This window comes from Legionella navarrensis, from assembly GCF_052527415.1.
Genome location: NZ_JBNVZR010000010.1, coordinates 1 through 24,413 on the forward strand (window position 1 = coordinate 1; position 24,413 = coordinate 24,413).

Consider the following 24,413-nt stretch of genomic DNA (forward strand, 5'->3'; position numbering starts at 1 on the left):
TTATCTGCAACAGCGCTGACCTGCTGAAATTACCATTATATGTATTTATCTTTTCAGGCACTGGTTAAATCACGAATTGGTCTGCAGGACGGTGATATAACGAATTTTCATTTTTATTATAGCAGACTCTAGCCACCTGCGCTTTTTTCTGTTAGATTCCGTTGTTCAGTCATGGTGGCCTTATTGGTCCCCTGGCGTCGATAGACTGTGAACCCCGTCAGGCCCGGAAGGGAGCAGCGGTAACAGTTGACTCGAGCGCCCGGCAAGGCTCTTAAGGCCGCCACCCAATTTGATGAAATCCTATGAGCTATCTGGCCCTTGCGCGTAAATGGCGACCCCGAACCTTTTCGCAACTGATCGGGCAGGAGCACATTAATAAAGCGCTAATCAAATCTCTCGACCAGCAACGCCTTCACCATGCCTATCTATTCACTGGAACACGTGGTGTTGGAAAAACCAGCGTTGCACGACTCATGGCCAAAGCGCTTAACTGCGAACGAGGTATCAGTTCGACACCCTGTCTGGAATGTGAAGCCTGTATTGCCATAGAACAGGGGCGTTTTATTGATCTGATAGAAATTGATGCCGCATCCAAAACACGTGTTGAAGACACCCGTGATGTTCTGGAAAACATACAATACGCCCCAACGTCGGGACGGTATAAGATTTACCTCATTGATGAGGTCCACATGCTCTCCCAGCACAGCTTTAATGCGCTGTTGAAAACACTGGAAGAACCACCTGAGCACGTTAAGTTTCTGCTGGCAACAACAGATCCGCAAAAGCTGCCGGTCACGGTATTGTCTCGCTGTTTACAGTTTCATCTTAGACACATACCTGTCGATATCATCCAGACGCAGTTAAGTATTATATTGCAGGACGAGAATATTCCCTTTGACGAGGACGCGCTGTTACTGCTGGCACGTGCGGCCCAGGGCAGTATGCGTGATGCGCTCAGTCTGCTGGATCAGGCTATTGCCAGTGTTGAGCATCGACTGATTGCCAGCGAAGTCAGAGCCATACTCGGATACACCCAGCAAGACTATGCAGGACAGTTACTGCAGGCCTTATGTGATACGGATACGCGACAGGTTCTTGCACTCAGCCGGCAGATTGCCTCCGAGGGTGGTTATTACACCTATGTATTCGACGAGCTTCTCGACTGCCTGCATCAAATTACATTATGCCAGTGTCTGGGTGACTCTCCTTCTCCTCTGTTAAAGGCCGATGACAATATCGAGCGCCTGGCCACACAAATGAGCCCGGAAGACGTACAGCTGTTTTATCAGATAGCGTTGAAAGGTCGAGATGAAATGCATCTGGCTCCCAGTCTGCTGATTGGCTTTGAAATGTCCCTGCTGAGAATGCTTGCCTTTCGGCCGGCATCTCTGGCACCTGTTCCTGCCCTGGCCTGTGAAATCAGGCGGGTACATCCCGGCAGCACGCTGCCGCCGGCCGCTGAAGAATCGGTCGTAAGACCTGTTGAAGAAGTCAAGCTTCCTGAATCAGCACCTGTTGCGCCGACTCCTGATGTCGTTATTCAGGAAATGCCGCGACATGATGAAAGCTGGCTTCATATTCTTGGCAAATTAAAATTAAGTGGTTTGACTCAAACCGCCGCTGAAAACGCAGAAATGGTAGGGCGCTCTGGAAATACACTCACGCTGAGAGTGTCCAAGGGACATCAATCGCTGTTTACTTCCAGTGTATGCGAACGAATTGCGCAGGCCTTATCAGGCTATTACAATGAAACAATCAAAATTTCAATGGAGTATGACGAGGCAACGCAGGCGTCACCGGCTCAAATCAAACAGGTTGAACGGGACACCAACCAGAAAAATGCCGAAAGCAGCCTGCAGAATGATCCTTTTTTACAGCAGTTACAACAGGAATTCTCTGCAGAGCTGGTCAAAAATTCTATCGAACCGCTCTGATATGATGTATAATTATTTACCACAACTTAAATTACGAGGTCTAGCATGGATATGAATCAAAATCTGGGTAACCTGATGAAAGAAGCCCAAAAAATGCAACAACGCATGCAGGAAGCTCAAGAGCAGCTCACCAAATTAACCGTTATTGGTCAATCTGGAGGCGGCATGGTTAAAATTGAAATGAACGGCCGTCATGAAGTCCTGAAAACAACCGTTGCTCCCACGCTTCTGGAAGAAGACATTGAAATGCTGGAAGATCTCGTTTCTGCTGCGGTTAATGATGCTGCCCGCAAAATTGAAGTGGCTTCACGTGAGAAAATCAGCAAATTGACCGCCGGTCTGAACATTCCTGGCGATCTGATGAAAGACTCAGATAAAGAGTAACCGATCGAATGGATGCCCTGAGTCGACTCATAGCCGCTTTGCGCTGCCTGCCTGGCGTTGGCCCTAAGTCAGCGCAGCGCATGGCCTATCATCTGTTACAGCATCAACGGCAGCGCGGCCTGCAGCTTGCCGCCTGCCTCCAACAGGCTATGGAAACACTGGGGCATTGCCAGCGCTGTAACAATTACACCGAAGATGACCTCTGCAGCCTGTGTCAGAACACAGCACGTGATCCATCGATACTGTGCGTTGTAGAAAGTCCTTCTGACGTAGCCGCCATTGAGCAGTGCGCCGCTTTTTCCGGTCATTATTTTGTTCTTATGGGCAAGATTTCACCGCTGGATGGGATGGGGCCTGATGACATTGGTTTACCGCGCCTGTACGATTTGATTGTTCAACATGGGATTCAGGAAATTATTCTCGCATTAAGCCCATCGGTTGAAGGACAGACGACCACACACTTTATCTGTGACATGTTACGAGAGCAGCCCGTGAAAGTCAGTCAGCTGGCGCATGGTATTCCCTCGGGAGGCGAACTGGAGTTTCTGGATGGAACAACCATCGGCAGTGCACTTCGTAATCGAGCGCTTGTACATGCGTAGTCTGCGCCGTCTTATTTTGCTGTTTTTTCTGGCCTTATGCCTTGCCGGAGTATCTGGAAACGCACTGGCCTCGTTTAATAAAAACCTGTGGCCCATCTGGCTGGTGAATAATCCTCTGTCGCAGGAAACTATTTCTCACGATGACTGGCAGGATTTTCTGGATGCTCACGTCAGTACCAGTGATGAAGGCATTAATCTGATTGACTACTCCGACCTGAAAAAGGCCGACCTTGATCTACTGAGTCGTTATATCAATAAACTCTCAACGATTGATATCCGACATTACAATCGATCGGAACAACTGGCTTACTGGATCAATCTGTATAATGCCCAGACGGTCAGAACGGTAGCCAATTATTATCCTATCAGCAGTGTTGAACAAATCAACATATCGCCAGGCCTGTTCAGTGTAGGCCCATGGGGAGCGCAATTACTGACGGTAAACGGCCATAGCATGTCGCTGGATGACATTCAGAATCGCATTATTCGTCCAATCTGGAACGATCCACGAACACATTATGCCCTAAACAACGCCTGCATTGGCGCGGCCAATCTGAGCCGCAAGGCCTGGCGTGGTGACACAATTGAAACACAGCTGAATCAAGCGGCCTCCCGATACATCAATTCGTTCCGCGGTGTTCAGGTTATAGAAGGCAAACTGGTCGTATCCAAGATATATAACTGGTTTGTCGACGATTTTGGCGGCAGCCAGAAAGACGTCATCACTCATTTGCGATTTTTTGCCAGACAACCTTTGCTGAATCAGCTGCAACATATTAATGGTATTGATAATTATGTCTATAACTGGCATTTAAACAACACCCTTGAGCCTGAGAATGACTAGAACGCGCTCGTATAAAACTCAGTTTTTTTACTTTGTGTTCTATAATTTCTCCCTTCTTTTTATTCAACTAATACTCATATTTCTACTCAACAGTACCCCCTTCCTCAGCATCGCTTATCCCACATCCGTTTATTTTGGCCTGCTGGCTGCACTGGGAATTCAGATCATGCTTTCCCTTGTTTTATCGGGCTGGCAAACGGCCTTGCTCTGGGGTGTGGATTATTTCAAAGTGAATAGTGAACGCTGGCACGCGATCATTTTTATCGTCTCATTAATTGCCATCATCAGCACGAACCGCTATTTTTATCCATTAAGTATTTTCAGCCGCCCGTTTGAAATAGGACTTCCACCCGTTTTTAACGAGGCACTGATGTTGCTGTCAATTGGCCTGTTGTTTCTGCTGTCGTTATTAAGCCTGTGGCGTTGCGCCAGGCAAAAACCACATTACGTGATGCTGGCAGGCGGCTGTCTGATACTGTCTGTCTTGTTCCCACATGGCACCGTTCCTTCGTCCGCTACGGTTAACCCCCAGAATAATCTCGTCATGATTGGAATTGATTCATTAAACACGGATCGCGTTAATGCGCAGGATACCCCCAATATCTATCGGTTTCTGACTGAGAGCGTTCAGTTCAAGGACACCATCAGCCCCCTTGCCCGCACAACGCCTGCATGGGCCAGCCTGTTGACGGGACTTTACGCCCTAAACCATGGCGCGCGTGAAAACCTTTATTCTGTGCATAACATCAAAACTGATGCCAGCTTTGCCTGGAATTTTAAGCAGCGAGGCTATTACACACTCTTTGCAACGGATGACAGGCGCTTTAACAACATCGACACCGATTTTGGATTCGATAACATCATCGGCCCCAAACCGGGTATTTACGATATGATTTTAGGGACGTTTTACGACTTTCCTCTGAGTAATTTTCTAATCAATACCCCTCTCGCAAAATGGCTGGTACCTTATAACTATGACAATCGAGCCAGTTTTTTTTCCTACTATCCCTCCACCTTTGATCGCGAGCTACAGTCTGCAATAAGGCAAAATAAAAATAAAAACGGATTATTTCTGGCTGTTCATTTTACCCTGCCTCACTGGCCCTACGCCTGGGCCCCGTCCCCCGTAGCACAGCTGACCTATGATTTTAATCAGCAGGGTAGAGAACAGCTATATGACCAGGCAGTTCGGGGGGTCGACGAACAGGTTGGACGTTTATTAACATTTCTTGAGCAACAAGGGATTCTGGAAAACAGTATGCTGATCCTGCTCAGCGATCATGGGGAAGCCATGTATACGCCTGGCAGTCGAAATACGAGGGCTGAGCTTTATCAGGGTAAGGGAGATGGACGCTTCGCGGATTATCTTAAGCGAAAAACAGCAACCGAACTTGATAAAAGCGGCGGTCACGGTTCCGATCTGCTCAGCCCGGCGCAGTTCAAATGTCTGTTAGGCTTCAAGCTGTTCAAAAACGGCAGGATGGACAGCAGCAGAGCGACGTTCAATACCCCGGTGGCCTTAATTGATATAGCCCCCACGGTCGCGGACTACTTTCAGTTTCAACTGAAAGAAAAAGCCGATGGGCTGTCCCTGCTGACGAGCATTACGCAACACCGTAATCCGGTGCAAAATCGCATGCTGATGATGGAAAGCGGTTTGATGCCCAACCAAAATCTGAAGCCTGAGCAGATGGTACATTACGCGAGGCTATTCTATGGCATCAATCCGGTCAGTAAGCTGATTGAAATTCAAGACAACAGGTTTGCCGCTATTAATGCCATGAAGCTATATGGAGTAAAATACAACGAATGGCTGCTCGCCTTATACCCCGATGACAGCAATTATATCCCTGTGCTGGTGAACCTTGATAGCGGAGCCTGGTCAGACGATCCAGATTCCGACTTTATGAACTCATCCCCCTTCCCGGTCATGCTAAGCCAGCTGCGTCAGTTTTATACCCGCGATCTGGCGGCTTATCCTCAGCCTAAATCATCCAGTTCATCAAAAAGTTGATCCAGACACTCATTTTTTTTCTCCCAATCCAGCGCATACACGTAGAGAATCCGCTGCAGGGCCTGAACAATCCTGCGTCCCGGTTTCACATCCAGCCCCTCTCTCTCATAGGCCCTGGCCAGAATATGACGTCCACGCAGCTCGTCTATCAGGGTATTCATAAGACAATCCAGTGCGTTATATACCTGACGGACCGCCTGTCTGTCTGAATCATCCAGATCAGGAAAAAATCCGCTGACCTGTCCATGTATAACGGCCAGCAGACTGCGCATGAGATAACAGCTGCTTTTGTTAGAAAAATACCCATACAAATCAAGGCATTGAGCCGTCGTTAACCGACAAAAAATCAGACGAAGCTGAGACGAAAATAATGCGCTTCTGGTGGTTTCATTCAGACTGTTTACCGTCAACTGCTGTTGCAGCTTCATAACGGCATCAATAAGCCGGCAAGGATTAAACCAGAATTTATAGGCCTGGAATAACTCGTCCATAGCCGCCGGCATGGTGTTCTCGTTCTGAGTGAGCAGCCTGCTTCCCTTCCACTCTCTGACCGCCTCGGCTATTCCTTCCCGAAAAGAGAGTGCGTTATCAACCGTAACCCCGCTGGGCATGCTGTTTCCATGCAACAGATAGTCATGAGCGGCATGATAGCCACGCTGCCTTAGTACCTGCGTGATGCTGGCCTGTACAAATTCGATAAATGCATGCATCAAACCAAGACGCGACTGCACTGACATGAGTTTTTCGGGATGTAATGTCTGCTCGTATAGTGACTGCGGGTTGATTTTATAGAGAAACAGGCTGTTAATGAGAGAAATATAATCCGGCTGATCGAATAGATGATACAGTTTGAGCAGCGCCGGGTCGCTCAACTGCTCAAGCTGGTTGCGGCAGCCCTGGGCATTTTCCCACTGCTCCTGTGCAAACAAGACCATGGCCATCAGCCAGTCACGCCAGTGTCTGGCTGCCAGCAGCCTGTTGATAGATTCATGCTGCCGGCCCTCAGGCGCCGACGCATTCGGCAGCTGCTCATGGTGTTTTTTAAGTTGTCTGAAATCAAGCAGCAAGGTCTCCAGGTTCCTGTAGTGATGAAGCAAATCGCTCGCACAACGCTCTTCCTCATCAGCGGAAAGCGCCGCCCGCATACGTTGTTTCATGTGCTGAATATTCAGATAGCACCCTGACAGATCGGGTTCAAATTTCAATTTGGAAACAGCCGCTTCCGTTGATGGTGACTCCAGCAAACACTCATAGCGTTTGATGAGATCCGCACAGCAGCTCAGTAATTGATCCAGGAGACTGGCAGGCTGATTATACAAACCGGTACCATCCCGCCAGACCGGAGCCATTAACTGATGCAGGCGTGCATCCAGTAATCTGACATTGTAAGTTACCAGTGCCCTGGCATGGTAGTGGTCGTCCATCAACCAGGGAAACAGCGTTGACTGCTTGTTTGTCATCCTTGAGCCTCCTGGCCTGTTCTTTCGACAGCTTTTTAACTATAGCACAGAAAGATCTTTATAAGACCATAGTGGCGCAAACAAGAACATCAACATGGCATTCTCAGATTAACAGATAATAGAAACAGAGGATTGCGGCAACATACAGCCCTGTCCTGTCTTAACTTCAGTTCACATTAAGATGGTTCAGCACTGGGGCAACATATTGAAACACTCGCAATAATAGAGACAAAATGTATAATATTGCGAATTAACAGCGCACAGGAAAATTTGTATGCTCTCGCCTCGAAACCATCTGATCATCATTGATAAAGATCCCAGAGACGAACAACTCGATGATTATTTTTCTAAGTTCGATTTCCAGATTGACTACTATGACAATCTGGCTTATCTGGACAAACAGGGTATCACAGCTACGGCCCTGCTGATTAACTGGGCGCTGCTGAAAGACGATCCAGGCCAGCTGCAAAGCCTTTATAATCGATTCACTCTGCCCATTATCATCATCAGCAACGAAGCAAACGCGGACATGTGCGTGCATATGCTGGAAGCCGGGGCCGACGATTTTCTCATCAAACCGCTGCATCCGCGCGAGTTGCATGCCCGTATTGGCGCAATCAGTCGACGCGTGCAACGCTCGGTAAAAGAACGTGAACAGGATAAGGAAGTCATCCAGTTCGCCAACTGGCGTTTGTATCCCTCATCGCGACAGCTGTTTGACAACGAGCAGCGTGAACTGACGCTCAGCGCAGGTGAATATGACTTGTTATTTGCGTTTGTCCGACAGCCGCAGCGTGTGCTGGGACGCGAGTTTTTATTACAGGTAACCAAAAGCAGCGATCTGCATCCCTTTGATCGGCGTATTGATGTGCAAATCAGCCGCCTGCGGCAAAAGATCGAAACCGATGCCAGACGGCCTGCGCTGATTAAAACCATCAGAAACGGCGGTTACCTGTTCACATCGCCTGTAATCAGTACAAGAGAAATCAGTCCGGATTAAGAAGCGGGCGTTGATGGCGCTGGTTTGCCGTGCTTTTGCATGCGCACGGTTTTTACCATGTTATCGCTGACTTTCAATACTTCAATACGAAACGACTCGATACGCAGGCAGCAATCAGCTGGCGGAATATACCCAAGGTGCTCAATAATAAGGCCACTAAGCGTCCGAGGACCTATCATGGGTAACTGCCAGCCAAGCAGACGCCTTAAATTTCGCAGTGTAATGCTGGCGTCCACGATATAGGAGTCGTCTTCCTGCTGAATAATGTCTTTACTCAGGGCCGAAATATTGGTGGTAAACTCACCGACGACTTCCTCCAGAATATCTTCCATGGTCATCAAACCTTTTAGTTCACCGTATTCATCGACCACGAAACAGCTGCGTTTTTTTTCTTTCTGGAAGTTCAGGATCTGCGCGTTCAGCGCCGTGCCAGCCGGCGTATAATAAGGAGCATGCGCTATCTTCAACAGACTGTCCTTATCCAGGCTTTCTTCAAGAGACAGATTGAGCACATCACGGACGTGAACCATGCCCACCAGATGGTCAATGCTGCCATGGTAAAGCGGCAGGCGCGTATGCTGCGACATTTCCAGCTGATCAAGAATTTCCGGCCAGGACTTATCCAGATCGATACCAATAATATCGGCTACCGGAATCATAATATCCTCCACGGTAGCCTGCTCCAAATCGAGCAGACCGATCAGCATCCCTTTATGCTCACGCGGAATAAGCACCCCCGCTTCATTCACGACCGAGCGCAGCTCTTCACCCGTCAGAACTTCACGCTGCGCCTGATCAAGCGTAACACCCGACAAACGCAGCAGGCCATTGCTCATCAGGCTGGTGATGTAAACCAGCGGTGCCATTACTTTCTGCAGAATCATCAGTGGAAACGAGGCGGCAAAGGCGATGCGCTGCGGATACATGGCCGCCAGTGTTTTCGGCATCATTTCAGATATCACCAGAATAACCAGAGTCAAAATGGTGGTTGCTATCGCAACGCCTAAGCTGCCATATAATTTCTGACCAATCAGGGTGGCCACGGTAGACGCGACAATATTTGCCAGAGTGTTGCCAATTAACACCACGCTCAACAACTTATCTGGCCGCTGCAGAAGGTTGTATACCCGCATTGCCTGTTTATTCTTTTTTTTCACCAGATGCCGTAAACGATAACGATTCAGCGACATCATGCCAATTTCAGAACCGGAAAAAAAACCGGACACCAAAATCAGAATAAGCAACACGATCAGCAGAGAAATCAAGGGAAAATGCACCGGTTATATTCCTTAAGTTATCATCTGTTTCATCATAACAAAAAAGCACGATATATACGAAGCCTCCCCTGCCGGGTAGAAACAAATCATATAATCGTTACAGCCCCAACGCTCTGTGTTATAATCGGCTTTTTTTCAACAGACAGGCATATCATGTTTGAAAATTTAACCGAACGCCTGACGCGCACATTCAAAGCGCTTACAGGCCAGAGCCGTTTTACGGAAGAAAATATCCAGCAGGCCATGCGTGACGTTCGTCAATCGCTACTGGAAGCGGATGTTGCCCTGCCCGTCATCAAGGATTTTATTGAGCAGGTTAAAAGCAAGGCCCTGGGTCAGGAAGTCAACATCAATCTGAAGGCCGATCAGGCGCTCATCAAGATTGTTCACGACGAACTGGTGCATTTACTGGGCGACAGCCGTGCTGAGCTGGATTTTAAAACCCAGCCGCCAGCGGTTATCCTGATGGCCGGTCTCCAGGGTTCCGGTAAAACCACCAGCTCTGCCAAACTGGCCCGCTACCTCAAAGACAGCGAAAACAAAAAGGTCATGCTGGTCAGCGCCGACGTCTATCGCCCTGCCGCCATCGAGCAGCTTCGCCTGCTGGCAGAACAGGTTGACGTGGCCTTTTTCCCGTCAGATATCAACGACAAACCTCTTGATATTGCCAGACGTGCCCTTGACAGCGCCAGAAAGCAGTACATGGACGTAGTCATTTTCGATACCGCCGGCCGCCTGCACATCGATAGCGAGATGATGGATGAAATCAAGGCGCTTCATCAGGCTTTAAATCCCGTTGAAACCCTGTTTGTGGTCGACAGCATGACCGGACAGGACGCCGCCAACACAGCCCGGGCCTTCCACGAAGCGCTGGCTCTCACCGGCGTTATCCTGACCAAGACAGACGGCGATGCCAGGGGCGGTGCGGCACTGTCGGTCAAACAAATCACAGGTCAGCCCATCAAGTTTCTCGGAAGTGGCGAGAAAATTGACGCGCTGGAGCCCTTCCATCCAGACCGGATAGCCTCCCGAATCCTCGGCATGGGCGATATCCTTACGCTGATTGAAGAAGTGGAGCGCAAGGCCGACAAACAGACCAGCGAGAAACTGGCGAAAAAACTGAAGAAAGGCAAAGGCTTTGACCTGGAAGACTTCAAGCAACAGCTGCTGCAGATGAACAATATGGGCGGTGTAAGCGGTATGATGAGCAAACTGCCCGGATTGAGTCAGCTTCCGCAAAATGCCATGAATCATGTGAACGACAAGGCCATGGCTCAGACTATTGCCATCATCAACTCCATGACCATTCGCGAAAGACGGATTCCTAAAATTATCGTCGGCTCACGCAAGAAAAGAATAGCACAGGGCTCCGGCACACAGATCCAGGACGTCAATCGTCTGCTCAAACAGTATGAACAAATGCAGAAGATGATGAAAAAATTCACCAAGCCAGGCGGCATGAAACAAATGATGCGTGGACTGGGTGGTTTAAGCGGTCTGAAAGGAATGTTTCCGGGAGACCTGAAATAATTACATTAAACCCTTCCAATGCCGAGTTAATTTTCGTACAATACACGGCATTTTTACGTAACCACTCCTAAGAGGAAAATAATGGTCGTTATACGTTTATCAAGAGCTGGCGCCAAAAAACGCCCTTTTTACCATATCGTTGTTACCGATAGCCGCAAACGCCGTGATGGAAATTACATTAAGCGCGTTGGCTACTTCAACCCTGTTGCCCGTGGTCAGGAAACACGCCTGCACCTGGAAATGGATGAAGTGAATCACTGGCTTGGTCACGGCGCCCAATTGTCTGATCGCGTAAAATCGCTGGTTAAGGAATTTGGCAAAACTGCAGCTGCGGCATAATGTGAGTGACGTTGTAGACAGGATTGTTGTAGGCCGTTTCGGTAAGGTACATGGTATCAAAGGTCTCATCACCGTGATTTCATTTACCGAGCCACGCGACAATATCCTGAGGTACAGCAACTGGCATGCGCTGATTAATCACCAGTGGCAGGCGTTGAATATCACCCGTACCGAGGTGACAGACAAGCATATCCTTGTTCAGGTTGAGGGCTATACCGAACGTGAGCAGGCAGCCAGTCTGACCAACATTGAAATTGGTATTCGGCGCGATCAGCTGCCTGAACTGGAAGAAGGTGACTATTACTGGCACCAGCTTTGTGGTCTGCAGGTCATCAATCAACAGGGCGATGTACTGGGTAAGGTACTTGAGATAATGCCAACCGGCTCCAACGACGTGCTGGTTGTTCAGGGGGAATCACGGATGCTGATTCCGTATTTACCCGGGCGGTTTGTCTTGAGTGTAGACACAGACAAAGGTCAGATTGTGGTTGACTGGGATCCGGATTTTTAATGCTGCATCTGGGCGTAATCAGTTTGCTGCCCGAGATATTTTCCGGTTTAGAACTGGGTGTATCGGGCCGAGCCATTGCACAGGGTCTGGCCAGAATTGATCACTGGAACCCGCGTGACTGGTCAGATAAAGCCTCGCGTCACATCGACGACAAGCCCTATGGTGGCGGTCCTGGCATGGTTATGATGTACGAGCCTTTGCAGGGAGCGATTGAACACGCGAAGCAGACGATGCCGATCGATTGCAAAACGATTTACCTTAGCCCACAGGGCAGAGTAATTCGTCAGGCCGATCTGAACAGTCTGGCACAGAAAAAACAGGCCCTGCTTTTTATTGCCGGGCGCTACGAAGGCATTGATGAACGGATCATTGATCGCTACGTCGATGAAGAATGGTCACTCGGAGACTTCGTATTGAGTGGTGGCGAACTGGCCGCCATGGTTTTTATAGACGCCATTCTCAGGTTGCTTCCAGGAAGCCTGGGACATGCCGGATCCGCCGAACAGGATTCGTTCATGCACGGCCTGCTGGATTGCCCTCACTACACGAGGCCTGCCACAGTAGACGGAATGGACGTACCAGCGGTGCTCCTCGGTGGAAACCATCGGGATATCATGCGCTGGCGACGAAAACAATCGTTGGGAGCAACCTGGCTGAAACGCCCGGATTTGCTGGAACAGACAGAACTGAATGAGTCAGACAAGCAATTACTTGTCGAGTTTAAACGCGAACACGGCGTTTCCTGATTAAAGGGAAGAGCCAATTTTAGGAGTGATCCATGAACATTATTGACCAATTGAATGCCGAGCAAATGCAAGGCAAAGCCATTCCTGACTTTAATCCCGGTGACACTGTTCTGGTACAGGTCAAGGTAAAAGAAGGTACGCGTGAGCGTCTGCAGGCCTTTGAAGGCGTTGTCATTGCAAAGCGTAACCGCGGCCTGAACTCTGCGTTCACCGTACGTAAAATTTCTCACAACGTTGGTGTTGAGCGTGTATTTCAAACATACAGCCCGGTTGTAGACAGCATTACCGTCAAACGCCGTGGTGATGTTCGTCGTGCGAAATTGTATTACCTGCGTGATCTGGCTGGCCGTGCTGCCCGTATCAAGGAAAAACTGACTTCCAAAAAAGACAACGGATAATAATGACGCTCGAAACTTACGCGTTTGACACGCCTCTGGGCTGGATTAACGTAACGTTTGATGAGCATTATATTTATCGGGCAGTTTTTTCAGATACACCTGCTTTGTCTCAGGCTCCCTGCGCACAATATCAATTACTGCGCAAGGAGCTTGATTGCTATTTTGCTAACCAGAATCATCGTTTTCAATTGTCTCTAAAACCCGAAGGGAGTATTTACCAGCAACGCGTCTGGAATGCCCTGATGGTTATCCCTGCCGGGCGTACGCTCAGTTATGGTGAGCTGGCCGCTAAGCTGCAATCCAGCCCGCGTGCCGTGGGACAGGCCTGTAAAAAAAATCCCATCGCTCTGTTTATACCCTGTCACCGCGTGGTGGCGAAAACAGGTCTTGGTGGTTATATGGGACGCGAAGATGCTCTACATTTTAAGCAGGCGCTGCTGGCGCATGAGCAAGTTTAAGATTCGTGCTGCGCTCATTCATCTATACCGATTTTGACGGTGTCTCAGTGGAATAGTCGAGGAGCTTCGGTTCGGCCGGCTCATCAGGAAATCCAGCGATCGATTTGAAAAGATCCCACGCAAAAAAACGGAATTTATCCGCAATCGTCGGGGGAAAAAGCTGAAGCAGAATATTATTTTCCCACGGCTCTGGCTCGAGTTTTTTAAGACTGTCGATAAAACCCCGCATGCTCTCTTCCAGTTCCGGTGTCATGGCAAGTGAACACTCCAGCATGTCCTTCAGCGCACTCAGAACGCCCAGGCGTATATCACGCTGCATTCCCGGCACACCCTGCGTTTGTAGCTGAGTAAGATACCGTTGACAAAGGCTCAGACAGCTGCGTTTTCTCATAATATTTGCCCGGCAGACCGGGATAGACTCATCGAGCGCCTTTATTTTTCTGCCGACTGCCCGGGCATTTGCCAGAGAATCAAAATCAGGAGGCTCTCTATGCATCCAGGCAGAAACAGATATGTCCGGTGCCTTGCCTTGATAATAGTTGCCTAAACCAGCATCGAGATACACCAGGCATTTAAGTGACGCGCTGATCAGGGTAACGATGGCAAAACTGGATGTTCCGGACAGATCATACAAATCTGGCTCATCGATCATGGCATGTAGTACCCTGATTAAGACCTCGTCCTCTTTGCAAAAGCCATGATTGAGCAGTTCATAGGTGGCCAGTGGCAGCAAGGTATCAGAATTAAATTGATCGTCACGCAATGCGTAACGGGTCTGAAGAGATGCCAACCACTCCTGAACATACAAACAATCCCCACTTCGCAGCTTTTGCAGCATGATTTCGGTAGACATGTCACTCCTCCCCTCTGGGTATTGCAATGGCACTAAAGGTTCTGTTGTTCTGGTCGATAATACAGACAGAAACCCAAACAGAGTAACAACTCATGAAAAATCATAGTATAGCTTTACTGTTGATCCTGGCACCACTGAGCATGGCACAGGCCAACTGCGATTTAAGCCGTTTTCGCTGGGATTGCGATCTGCCGCTCAAGGTCCGACCATCGGCACAGGCTTCATCGCTGGTGTATTGCGGAAACAGCTACGGCTACCTTAGCAAGGCACAGTTTGATCAATTGGCGCATTATCAACGGCGAAGCGTTAATATGGTACTGAAAATTAACGGGCAATACATCGACAGCCCTTGTATTCCGGCAAACCGCTGACGTTTGACCAAGGCCTGATAGCACTACCTTAAGGATAAAATCCTATCCTCCAACGTCCCGCGACTTGTTCGCGGGATCCAGAAATCTACGCACAGAGCAAGATTCATGGATCCCGCGAACAAGTCGCGGGACGTAGGCTTGGTAAATTTTATCCAAAATTCCTTAAGGTAGTGCCATTGAACCCAGGCCCATGCTACCGCAGATACGCGCTTTGACGTACAATTCGCTTTTTCCATTCGCTGTGACTTTATTATGATTTGCTACAGGCAACTGGTCGACAATATTCATCAGCAGGGGTTTCATCTGATTGATGATTTCCTTGCGCCGATGTATGCCGAGGCCTTGCGCGGCTTAGCCCTCGACCTGGCTGAACGTGGCCAGTACGAACAAGGTAAAATTGGCAGCAGCCAGCAGGCGGTCAACAACCAGACCATCCGACGCGATCAACGTTACTGGCTGGATGAACGCAGCGGGAATGACACCATTACTGCCTATTTTCAAGCCATGAGCGCTATTTCTACCGCCTTAAACCAGCAGCTGTTTTTGGGGCTGAGCGATTTTGAAACGCATTTTGCCATCTATCCGCCAGGCGCGTTTTACAAAAAGCATGTTGACCAGTTTAACAACAACAATGACAGGCGCATTTCCTGCGTTTATTACCTCAACGAAAACTGGCAGGAGCACTATGGTGGATATTTGCGGCTCTACGATCACGACGATAGCCTGCTGGCTGATGTCATGCCCACGGGCAATCGGCTGATCTGTTTTCGCAGCGATTTGCCGCATGAAGTCTGTGAGACCCGGCAAACCCGGCTAAGTATTGCCGGCTGGATGAAGGCGCGCTCTCTGCGGACGGCCTGGTAACACACTGGCGCAAAAATTGCATATAGATGAATAAACGTGGCAACAGGGACGGGCTTCGATTATGAATCTTTCAAAAAAAATTGCCTTATGGGTACTGGTTGTATGGTTTATTGCCTGCGCGGGTATGATAGCGCTTTCCTTTCAAAATGCGCGCAGTTTTTATATTGGTCAAATGCAGCACAACACGGAAGAAACAGCGACTGTTCTGGCCAGCGCGCTTGAGAGCCACGAACGACAGCTGGACAAAAATCATTTGCGCAGCATGATGCAAAGACGAATTGATCATGGTGATACCGCACGAATAGATGTACGCGACGCAGGTGGCTCCGTGGACAGCGCCATGAGTCACGAAGCGGCAGGCATCAAAGCCCCGGCACTGTTTGCCTCACTGACCGCCATGCCGATGCCAACAGCCAGCATCCCCGTCATCCGCAATGGGCAGCCAGACGGCGTGGTTGAAGTCACAGCTGACAATCACAAGGCCATTGAATCCCTTTGGACCTACAGTCTGCAGCTGCTGACCTGGAGCCTGATTTCACTTACGCTGGCCAGCGCCCTGGTCTTAATCTTTGTCAGTAAATTACTCAATCCTCTGCGCAAAACCACCTCTCAGGCTCGTAATCTGCTCAATGACGAATACAACATACAAAGCGCTATCCCTGCTACACCTGAGTTGCGCGATTTGACGCTGGCCATGAATAAGATGGTACGCAAAGTACAGGCTCTGTTCCAGGAACAGTCAAGGCAGGTTGAAGTTCTGCGACAACAGGCTTTTCAGGATCCACTTACAGGGCTTGGCAACCGCCGTTTTTTCCTGCATCAGGTTACCGCACTGATCAGTGATGTTGAGGATTTTGTTCCTTATTATCTGCTCTTTATTGCCGTTGACGGACTCAGGGAACTCAATGAGAAGGAAGGCTATGTGCAGGGCGATAAAACGATTATCGAAGCACACAAGGCTATTTCCAGCTTCATTAAAATCATTCCGGCATCCTGTATTGCCCGGGTGGGTGGCAGCCAGTTTGGTATTCTGGTTCTGGCACGCGATGCAGATGAACTGACCAATGCCGTAGTCAGTCTGCAACAGAATCTGGCGGAACGCCTGGAAAAAGTCGGGCATTGCAAAGCCTATATTGGCGGAGCCCCCTGCCGTTTTCTACAGCCGCTGGATTCGTTGTTAAGTGAGGCAGACAAAGCCTTACAAATCGCGCGGACAGGCAAAAATGCCGTGCATATATTCCATGATGCCGCTGGATTGCCCAGCGTTGACCTGCTTGACGATTTACTCAATAACGGCAGGCTGGCTTTGTACTGGCAGTGCATCACCAACAATCAGCGGGTGTTACATCGAAAACTATACGCCCGCATTATCAGCTCGCAGGGTGAAGAATTTGGTACGGGAACCCTGCTCCCCATCGCTGAACAGGCGGGTCTCGCATGGCGGATTGATGATATGATTCTGAAAACCATGAACAGCGTGGATCCACAGTTGCTGGAACCCTTCTCTCTGACCCTGTCAAGCAATACCATTCTGGATAAAGAAAATCTGAACGGATACCTGACAACCCTGTCCACCCTGCCGGGTGCGCTCAGGCGGAACATACGCATCGACGTGTCGGAAGACTTGATGATGAAATCACCCGATACCGTTAAAGCCTGTATTATGGAATTACAGAAGCTCGGTGTTGGGGCAGGTATTGATCAGGCCGGGATCCATTTTGGTTCCATGGACTATCTGGAGGATCTGCCTGTTCACTATTTTAAACTGCATGCCAGCATCGTCAAGGATCTGGTTGACAACGAAAGCAAAGACGCCTTTATCCGTCATTTTACCGTGATGGCAAAAACACTGGAAATTCCGGTTATTGCGACGCAGGTTGAGAACGAGGAACAATGGGCGGCCCTGAACAAAGCGGGCGTAGTCTGGGGACAGGGTCGGTATCTTGCTTCAGTTGAACCAGTACCCCTGTTTGAAATCCCGGCAGTGAGCGGCGAATCTGCCAGGATGGCCGAAGCAAGCCTGTGAGTCATCACGATTGATTGACGCCTGCTCCCTGGTGGTATTAAATGTGGGAAGAAATTCAGGGAGACAGGCATGGCTATCACGGACAGTTTTATAGAGTCATTCGAGCAGTTTATAAAAGATTACCAGTATGGCGGTGCCGGTTATATTAAAAACGGGGTTCGTTACGAACCTATCTGTAATCTGCTGACCGCCCTGTACCTGACCATTAAATACAACCGGGAGTCATTCACGGATCGTGCCGTTATCGGCTATCTCGCTACGACAGCCATAGCCATGCTTTATGATGCACCGGCTCTTGCAAAGACCTTACATAAGTTCATGAGTGCCTGGCAGGCTGAAACGGACAGACTTTCCCCATTTTTCAAATTTTCGATAGACCTGGATCCGTTAGCACCGTTGGATTTGTTGAATCAATTACAAAAAGCGTTTGAATTGACCAAAAACGCTTACGAAGTACAGCTGTCGGTCGTGAATACACAGCTTGATGCCGCGAAACAGGAGAATGCAGAGTTAAAAGAACGCTGCGAGCATCTCGCGCAACAGGAGCAGCTGTCCAGAACAAGGGTCAACCTTGAGCGGCTCGATCACGTCAGGCGGTTGATCTCTGAATTAAACAATGTAATCAACACAGTTGAGCACACAGAGCCGGCCAGCTCCTTAAGCATCGAGCCTGTACAGGAGATGCCTCTACCCGCACCTGAGGCAGCAAGGCAGGAAGCGCCGAAACCCGTCGCGGCTCCAGACGCACCAGCACAAAGCATACCTCCATTGGCACCGCCATTACCCGAACTCAGGCAGCAGCCGGCATCATCCAGCAGCCAGAGCAGCAGACTGTTCAAGCCTATGCCAACCGTATCGTCATTTTCAACCGAATTGCTGGAGCGGATAAAAAATCCAAATCTGAGAAAAACCGTGGCCGCTGGAGACGATGAGGATCAACTAAAAAAAAATGCTCTGACATAGACTCTGACCTGCTCAAAAGATTAAGAAGCCTGCGTCGGGATATTGAATCGTCTTCGGATGACGAGAGTATGGATGAGCAGCATCATTTGCACCCTATAGTTTTTTAATAGTTATCCCGGATTGAATCTGAGCACAGATTTTTTCGTATACTTCGTTCTACCCCTGGGGCTGTCCCATCTTATCCTTCTAGTTACGCGCCATTCTATGCTAATGAGACTCAAATGAGCTGGAAACAGACGGATAAACCAATCAAGTACCGTATTTCAATGTATTTATTCAGGCCGTGCCACACCCACCACCCTCATCCCCAGCCCTTCTCCCTCAAGGGAGAAGGGAGCAGATCGTCTCAACTGATTAACTTCAGTTCAAATTAAGATGGGACAGCCCTGGTTCTACCCCCTCTTATCCTTCTAGTTATGCGCCATTCTATGCTATGTTAATACACATTAAATTACGTATCTCAAGAGTCGTCATGCATGCACTGGAAATACGCCAACTGCGTAAAACGTACAGCAATGGTGTCGATGCCCTGAAAGGTATCGATCTAACTGTCAAATCCGGCGATTTTTTCGCCCTTCTTGGCGCCAATGGCGCCGGAAAATCAACCACGATCGGCTTAATTACAACCTTGCTGACGAAAACCTCTGGCAGCATCAGAGTGCATGGTTATGATCTGGATACCCAGCCAGAACAGGTCAAAACCTGCCTGGGCCTGGTTCCGCAGGAATTCAATCTCAATATTTTTGAAAACTGTGAACAGATACTGCTGACTCAGGCTGGATATTACGGTATCTCACGGGCAGCTGTTCGCGACAGGGTTGATGAGCTGCTGAAGCAGCTGGGCCTGTGGGACAAGCGTAAATCCATAGTCCGTCACCTCTCCGGCGGAATGAAGCGGCGTCTGATGATAGCCCGCGCCCTTATTCACCAGCCCAGGGTGCTGATTCTGGATGAACCCACGGCCGGGGTGGACATCGAAATCCGTCGCAGCATGTGGGAGTTTCTGACTCAGACCAACGCGGCTGGCACCACCATCATTTTAACCACGCATTATCTGGAAGAAGCCGAGCAGCTGTGTAAAAACATTGCCATTATCAATCAGGGACAAATCATTAAAAACACGTCCATGAAAAACCTGCTCAGCACCCTCAAACATCAGACATTTGTCATCAGCACGGAAAACACCCTGAGCGAGCCATTTGCCATTCCGCCGTTTGAAGCCACCCTGATAGACGCCAATACCTTCGAACTGCGCGTGGATAATCAGGTCAGTCTGAACGATGTGTTTAAAACACTGAACGAACATCAGGTTATCGTGCACAGCCTGCGTAACAAAACCAATCGTCTCGAAGAACTCTTTATGGATTTGATTAGCCATGACCATTAAACAGCAATTAATCGCCCTCTATACCCTGCTGCGACGGGAAGTCGTCAGAATGCTGCGTATATCCAGCCAGGTTTTTTTACCGCCCGTGATTACCACAGGTTTGTATTTTCTGATTTTTGGCAGCCTGATTGGTCAGCGGATTGGCGATATCCAGGGCATCAGTTACCCGTTGTTTATTGCGCCTGGTCTTATCATTATGTCGGTAATCACCAACGCCTATGGCAACGTATCTACGTCCCTGTTTTCTCTGCGGTTTCAGCGCAGTATAGAAGAGCTGCTCATCAGCCCCATGAGTAATGGGCTGATACTGTTTGGTTATGTGATGGGCGGGGTCATACGCGGCAGCGTCGTTGCCTTACTCGTTTTTCTGATCTCCTGCTTTTTCATGACGCTTGAGATTCAGCATGTCTTTATGAGCATTCTGGTGGTTATGCTGGTCTCAGCGGTGTTCTCCCTCGCCGGCTTTACCAACGCCATGCTGGCACGCAATTTTGACGACGTGATGCTCATTCCTACCTTTGTGCTCACACCACTGACATATCTGGGTGGCGTATTTTACTCGACGGGCATGTTGTCTCCGTTCTGGCAGAAAGTCTCGCATTTCAATCCTATCCTGTACATGGTCAATGCCATGCGCCATGCGATGATTGGTCAGGAGGAGGTGGACATAAGCCTGTCCATGGGAATTATTGTGCTGATGCTGCTGTTGCTGACAGGGCTTAACATGCGTTTATTAAATAAGGGCGTTGGCCTGCGGGAATGAGGAAAACAATAACTTAACTGATCTACAATCAATTTTAGTGTTTGATAGATGCAAAATCATGATCTGCATATAGCCATGCTATAACCAACAGGATTGATGATGAACAGAAAGATAGCCCTATTGCAGGGCAATTTACGCGGGATAAAATTTGAAGATAATACTCAAAAATATAGAGCACAATAAAGCTGGCTATGAAGAACTGGCTAAGTTTAACTCAAAAGTAAAAGCATGCTTATTTGAGACTATTGAAATAAATTTTCAAGATGTCAACTGGTTTGATGCGGATATGTGCGCTGCATTTGGTGCGATTCTCTATAACCTGGGAGATAAATTAAACACCATTCAATTCACCAATATGTCCTCTCAAATTGAAAAGATACTTGCCAAAAATGGATTTCTTAGCCACTTTGGTTACAGGCAAATTTCTGATAACTGGGGTACGACTATTTCTTATCATCGTTTTGATGTGAAGGATGATCGTGCCTTTGCAGAATATGTTGTTAATGAATTTTTACAGCGCCCTGAAATTCCAACAATGTCTCCACTTCTGAGAAATAGATTTCAAAAAAATATTTTTGAAATTTTTAATAATTCAGTAACACATTCTAACACAAAATTGGGGATATTTAGTTGCGGTCAATATTTCCCTAATCGCCACACTCTGAATTTTTCTATCGTAGATTTAGGCATTGGTATTCGGCAAAATATTCAAAATAATATTGGACTAAAATTAACAGATGAAGAAGCTATTATTTGGGCGACATCTGATAGAAATACAACTAAGCGCGGTCAAGTGCCCGGAGGACTGGGTTTAAAGCTACTTAGTGAATTTATTGACATTAATGGAGGTTGTATTCAAATTGTGTCAGAATGCGGATATTGGAGCAGGAAACAGGGTAAAATTAAAACTGAAAAATTAATAGCCCCGTTTCCCGGTACAGTAGTTAATATTGAAATTAATAGTAATGATACAGCATCCTATATGTTGGCTGCTGAAATAACTACAGAAAACATATTCTAAGGGTTTATCATGAAAAAAAAATTAACAATTTCTGTATTTGAAATTGTTGGAAGTCCTCTGTGCGTTGCTTCTGGTGATGGGCAAAAAGTATTCTCTCGTCTTGTTGCTGCGCTTAATGATAATCGAGAGATTATTCTTTCTTTCGGAAACGTCACTATATTAACTTCAGCTTTTTTAAATACAGCAATTGGCCAATTGTATGGAACAATGTCTGAAGAAAAAATACGTTCTTTGCTTCATGTGGAAGATATGCAGGCTGATGATATAGCTTTGTTAAAAAGAGTTATTGATACAGCAAAACAATATTTTGCTGATCCGAATAAATTCGAAAAAGCTATTCATGACGTTATCGAGAGTAATCAGAATGAAAAAAATTGAATCCGTTGAAAGTTACATATTTAAGTCAACCGACCAATTTTTATTAGATACAAATATCTGGCTGTTTTTATATGGTCCAATAATCAATAATTCGAGAATTAATAAATATTCACAGGCATTTAAAAAAATTCTTGAGGCTGGATGCCAGATATTCATTGATGCCTTGATCGTTTCTGAATTTATTAATCGTTATGCACGAATACAACAAGGAGTACTTGCTCCTGAAAAAAAATTTAAAGATTTTAGAAAAAGTGATGCATTCAAAGAAATTGCATGTTCAATCGCTGATGATGCTTCTCGAGTTTTAGGATACTGTCGTCGAATTGAGTGTAGCTTTGAAACAATAAACATGGGTAATCTATTGAAAGAATATAGAGAGGGAAACTCAGATTTTAATGATCAAATAATAACGGCTTTATGTAATAGCAGGGGGTTGACTCTATTAACAGATGATGGAGATTTTAAAAATCAAAATATTCCGATACTAACAGCTAATCCCAAACTTCTTAATAAGAATTAATTTATCGTTTCAAATCAAATTTACCCATTACCCACTCCAAAACATGGGAATTGAACCAGCCCTAATTTTCGGAAGACACCTTGAGTGAATCCAAGCTAGTTGTTGCGCTTAAACCCTATCGCTCGAAGGCGGTCATCAATTTCCGGGTGGGTGGAAAACGCGCTGGAGAGCGACTTCACCGGATCAATGCTGGATGGATCAAACAGGTAAGATGCCTGCCTGACTTCCTCATGCGCCGTTTGTCCATAGTCCTTTGCGTATTGTTCCGCGTGTTGCTGATGATCCGAGCTGATTTTCAGCAGTGCGCGCGCCATGGGTTCGTTATCGCGCATCAGTTCTACGGCACCAGAGTCAGCCATGTATTCACGCGTCCGGCTTAAAAACAGGGTTAACAGCACCGTTACCAGGGGCAAAACGTAGCGCAAAACGACAATCACCATCAACAGGCGGTTGTCGTCCCGGCGATCGCGCTTGTACAGCATGGAGTAAAACAGAAAATCAATCACAATCAGGATAATGTTACTGAGCACGGCCACCATCAGGGTTAATTTGATGTCATGGTGGCGGATATGGCTCAGCTCATGTGCCATCACGGCCTGCAGCTCGGCCCTGTCCAGTTTTTCAATCAAACCGCGGGTAATGGCCACCATCGCGGATTTCTCGCTGTAACCACTGGCAAAGGCATTCATGTAATTGGCTTCTATCAGAAAAACTTTCGGCATGTATTTCAGCCCGGCAGCTACCTTCATTTCCTCGACCACATTATACAACTGCTTTTCCTGTAGCGTGCGCGCGGTTTCGGGTGTGATTTCGACGTATTCTGTGCCAAGCAGCATGATGCGATCGTACATGGAATACGTAACCAGTAAGGATACGACGGCTATTCCCAGCAGGATCAGGGTCGCGTAAGGTATCAGTCTGAACGTAACCAGAACGTACATGGCCTGGCCAATAGTGAGCTGTGGATACTCGCCGAGTACGATTGATACATCCACCAGCAGACCGACAAAAACATAGATCAGAAGGAAAAGCGCAATCACCGTGCGGGTTTTGCGCTCATTGATTCGCAACTGTTCACGCCAATTGCCGGCGCTGGCCTGATAGTCTGAGAGAGGCATGTCGATCCTCAGAATTTGACCGTATAATTTTCATGCGCCTTGATTGTTTCATCGGGCAGCGACCAGTATTCAAACTGCTTGTCCAGAGCCGCGGGGAAAAAATTGACCACCATCGCCTCCAGGAACGATTTTTTCTTGGCGTAATAGCGCTCAATGCTGTCATTGTATGCCTGTTTGGCATAAGACAGTTTATTTTCCGTGTTTACGATTTCTTCCTGCAGCTGCAGCACGTTTTGATTGGCTTTAAGATCGGGATATTGCTCAAATACCACATTTAACCCGGCTGCAATTTGCGAAATACCATTTTCAGCCGCAATCTGCCCTTTTTCGTCGCCTGCTGCCTTGGCTGCCTGTGCCTGATTTCGTAAGGCTACTACATCTTTCAGGGTCGTTTTTTCGTAGTCCATAGACTGCTTGACCGCAGCAATCAGCGATTCAAAGACTTTGAATCGTCTGTCGAGCTGAATATCGATTTGCCGCTTGTTGTTATTCACTGCTTCAATCAGGCCAATCAGACTGTTGTAGATGCCGATGACGAGAAACGCCACCACCACAATGATTATCAAGACCAATAACAAGAAATTACCCATGATTCATTCCTTTTTGTTCTTTCGTTTTATAGTTATAGCTCTAAATCTGCAAAAAAGGTAGG

General features: G+C 47.8%; 26 protein-coding genes and 1 other RNA gene. 22 read left to right on the forward strand and 5 right to left on the reverse strand.

What is annotated here, in order from left to right:
- The first annotated feature begins 181 nt into the window (after positions 1–181).
- The 6 genes from ffs (at position 182) to ACQUTA_RS07250 (ending at position 5,778) form a co-directional block, all read left to right on the forward strand.
- Positions 182–277, forward strand: an RNA gene (ffs, locus tag ACQUTA_RS07225) — signal recognition particle sRNA small type.
- A gap of 25 nt (positions 278–302) precedes the next feature.
- Positions 303–1,934: a DNA polymerase III subunit gamma/tau gene (gene dnaX, locus ACQUTA_RS07230; protein ID WP_444987561.1), complete on the forward strand. Its 1,632-nt coding sequence runs from the start codon at positions 303–305 to the stop codon at positions 1,932–1,934.
- A 45-nt stretch (positions 1,935–1,979) separates the two neighbouring features.
- Positions 1,980–2,318 (forward strand): YbaB/EbfC family nucleoid-associated protein, encoded by a 339-nt coding sequence (locus ACQUTA_RS07235; protein ID WP_444987562.1) that lies wholly within the window; start codon positions 1,980–1,982, stop codon positions 2,316–2,318.
- 8 nt (positions 2,319–2,326) lie between these two features.
- The gene (recR, locus tag ACQUTA_RS07240) at positions 2,327–2,920 is read left to right on the forward strand and encodes a recombination mediator RecR (RefSeq protein ID WP_444987563.1); all 594 of its coding nucleotides are present in this window, start codon (positions 2,327–2,329) and stop codon (positions 2,918–2,920) included.
- The gene (locus tag ACQUTA_RS07245; RefSeq protein ID WP_444987564.1) at positions 2,913–3,764 is read left to right on the forward strand and encodes a DUF547 domain-containing protein; all 852 of its coding nucleotides are present in this window, start codon (positions 2,913–2,915) and stop codon (positions 3,762–3,764) included. Before recR ends, ACQUTA_RS07245 begins: the two co-directional genes overlap by 8 nt.
- The gene (locus ACQUTA_RS07250) at positions 3,757–5,778 is read left to right on the forward strand and encodes a sulfatase-like hydrolase/transferase (protein ID WP_444987565.1); all 2,022 of its coding nucleotides are present in this window, start codon (positions 3,757–3,759) and stop codon (positions 5,776–5,778) included. The genes ACQUTA_RS07245 and ACQUTA_RS07250 overlap by 8 nt, the downstream gene beginning before the upstream one ends.
- Here ACQUTA_RS07250 and ACQUTA_RS07255 read toward each other — a convergent pair.
- Entirely contained in the window at positions 5,745–7,238 is a 1,494-nt protein-coding gene (locus ACQUTA_RS07255) for a hypothetical protein (RefSeq protein ID WP_444987566.1), read from the reverse strand. The two genes, ACQUTA_RS07250 and ACQUTA_RS07255, sit on opposite strands and share 34 nt — an antisense overlap.
- 274 nt (positions 7,239–7,512) lie before the next feature.
- Between ACQUTA_RS07255 and ACQUTA_RS07260 the strand changes: the two genes are divergently transcribed.
- Entirely contained in the window at positions 7,513–8,238 is a 726-nt protein-coding gene (locus ACQUTA_RS07260) for a winged helix-turn-helix domain-containing protein (protein WP_444987567.1), read from the forward strand.
- Here ACQUTA_RS07260 and ACQUTA_RS07265 read toward each other — a convergent pair.
- A complete protein-coding gene (locus ACQUTA_RS07265; protein WP_444987568.1) occupies positions 8,235–9,515 on the reverse strand; it encodes an HlyC/CorC family transporter in 1,281 nt (426 codons plus the stop codon). The genes ACQUTA_RS07260 and ACQUTA_RS07265 overlap by 4 nt on opposite strands.
- Before the next feature lie 153 nt (positions 9,516–9,668).
- Here ACQUTA_RS07265 and ffh point away from each other — a divergent pair, with 153 nt between their 5' ends.
- The 6 genes from ffh to ACQUTA_RS07295 all read left to right on the forward strand — a co-directional run bounded on the left by ffh (position 9,669) and on the right by ACQUTA_RS07295 (position 13,497).
- Complete coding sequence (gene ffh, locus ACQUTA_RS07270) at positions 9,669–11,045, forward strand: signal recognition particle protein (protein WP_444987569.1); 1,377 nt, start codon at positions 9,669–9,671, stop codon at positions 11,043–11,045.
- A gap of 81 nt (positions 11,046–11,126) precedes the next feature.
- Positions 11,127–11,384: a 30S ribosomal protein S16 gene (rpsP, locus tag ACQUTA_RS07275; RefSeq protein ID WP_444987570.1), complete on the forward strand. Its 258-nt coding sequence runs from the start codon at positions 11,127–11,129 to the stop codon at positions 11,382–11,384.
- Position 11,385: 1 nt separating this feature from the next.
- Entirely contained in the window at positions 11,386–11,895 is a 510-nt protein-coding gene (rimM, locus tag ACQUTA_RS07280; protein ID WP_444987664.1) for a ribosome maturation factor RimM, read from the forward strand.
- Positions 11,895–12,641 carry a tRNA (guanosine(37)-N1)-methyltransferase TrmD gene (gene trmD / locus ACQUTA_RS07285; protein ID WP_444987571.1) on the forward strand — a complete coding sequence of 249 codons (747 nt, stop codon included), beginning with the start codon at positions 11,895–11,897 and terminating at the stop codon, positions 12,639–12,641. Before rimM ends, trmD begins: the two co-directional genes overlap by 1 nt.
- Before the next feature lie 32 nt (positions 12,642–12,673).
- Positions 12,674–13,039 carry a 50S ribosomal protein L19 gene (rplS, locus tag ACQUTA_RS07290; protein ID WP_444987572.1) on the forward strand — a complete coding sequence of 122 codons (366 nt, stop codon included), beginning with the start codon at positions 12,674–12,676 and terminating at the stop codon, positions 13,037–13,039.
- A gap of 2 nt (positions 13,040–13,041) precedes the next feature.
- Positions 13,042–13,497, forward strand: a complete 456-nt coding sequence (locus tag ACQUTA_RS07295) for a methylated-DNA--[protein]-cysteine S-methyltransferase (protein ID WP_444987573.1) — start codon at positions 13,042–13,044, stop codon at positions 13,495–13,497.
- A 22-nt stretch (positions 13,498–13,519) separates the two neighbouring features.
- On the opposite strand, the gene ACQUTA_RS07300 is transcribed toward ACQUTA_RS07295, so the two are convergent.
- Positions 13,520–14,350, reverse strand: coding sequence for a helical bundle domain-containing protein (locus ACQUTA_RS07300; protein WP_444987574.1), 831 nt, complete (start codon positions 14,348–14,350; stop codon positions 13,520–13,522).
- A 92-nt stretch (positions 14,351–14,442) separates the two neighbouring features.
- On the opposite strand from ACQUTA_RS07300, the gene ACQUTA_RS07305 reads away from it, so the two are divergent.
- The 9 genes from ACQUTA_RS07305 to ACQUTA_RS07345 all read left to right on the forward strand — a co-directional run bounded on the left by ACQUTA_RS07305 (position 14,443) and on the right by ACQUTA_RS07345 (position 22,643).
- On the forward strand, positions 14,443–14,721 hold the full coding sequence (locus ACQUTA_RS07305; protein WP_444987575.1) for a hypothetical protein: 279 nt from the start codon (positions 14,443–14,445) through the stop codon (positions 14,719–14,721).
- A 252-nt stretch (positions 14,722–14,973) separates the two neighbouring features.
- Positions 14,974–15,585, forward strand: coding sequence for a 2OG-Fe(II) oxygenase (locus ACQUTA_RS07310; RefSeq protein WP_444987576.1), 612 nt, complete (start codon positions 14,974–14,976; stop codon positions 15,583–15,585).
- Between the two features lie 61 nt (positions 15,586–15,646).
- A complete protein-coding gene (locus tag ACQUTA_RS07315; protein WP_444987577.1) occupies positions 15,647–17,611 on the forward strand; it encodes an EAL domain-containing protein in 1,965 nt (654 codons plus the stop codon).
- A 69-nt stretch (positions 17,612–17,680) separates the two neighbouring features.
- Entirely contained in the window at positions 17,681–18,574 is an 894-nt protein-coding gene (locus ACQUTA_RS07320; RefSeq protein ID WP_444987578.1) for a hypothetical protein, read from the forward strand.
- 472 nt (positions 18,575–19,046) lie between these two features.
- On the forward strand, positions 19,047–19,961 hold the full coding sequence (locus ACQUTA_RS07325) for an ABC transporter ATP-binding protein (protein ID WP_444987579.1): 915 nt from the start codon (positions 19,047–19,049) through the stop codon (positions 19,959–19,961).
- Positions 19,951–20,724, forward strand: a complete 774-nt coding sequence (locus ACQUTA_RS07330) for an ABC transporter permease (RefSeq protein ID WP_444987580.1) — start codon at positions 19,951–19,953, stop codon at positions 20,722–20,724. The genes ACQUTA_RS07325 and ACQUTA_RS07330 overlap by 11 nt, the downstream gene beginning before the upstream one ends.
- Before the next feature lie 148 nt (positions 20,725–20,872).
- Positions 20,873–21,745, forward strand: coding sequence for a hypothetical protein (locus ACQUTA_RS07335; RefSeq protein WP_444987581.1), 873 nt, complete (start codon positions 20,873–20,875; stop codon positions 21,743–21,745).
- Positions 21,746–21,754: 9 nt separating this feature from the next.
- A complete protein-coding gene (locus ACQUTA_RS07340) occupies positions 21,755–22,123 on the forward strand; it encodes an STAS-like domain-containing protein (RefSeq protein ID WP_444987582.1) in 369 nt (122 codons plus the stop codon).
- Positions 22,110–22,643, forward strand: coding sequence for a PIN domain-containing protein (locus ACQUTA_RS07345; RefSeq protein ID WP_444987583.1), 534 nt, complete (start codon positions 22,110–22,112; stop codon positions 22,641–22,643). The genes ACQUTA_RS07340 and ACQUTA_RS07345 overlap by 14 nt, the downstream gene beginning before the upstream one ends.
- A gap of 95 nt (positions 22,644–22,738) precedes the next feature.
- Here the strand turns inward: ACQUTA_RS07345 and htpX are convergent, their stop codons facing one another.
- Positions 22,739–23,761: a zinc metalloprotease HtpX gene (gene htpX, locus ACQUTA_RS07350; RefSeq protein ID WP_444987584.1), complete on the reverse strand. Its 1,023-nt coding sequence runs from the start codon at positions 23,759–23,761 to the stop codon at positions 22,739–22,741.
- Between the two features lie 8 nt (positions 23,762–23,769).
- Positions 23,770–24,351, reverse strand: a complete 582-nt coding sequence (locus ACQUTA_RS07355; RefSeq protein ID WP_444987585.1) for a LemA family protein — start codon at positions 24,349–24,351, stop codon at positions 23,770–23,772.
- Positions 24,352–24,413 lie beyond the last annotated feature (62 nt).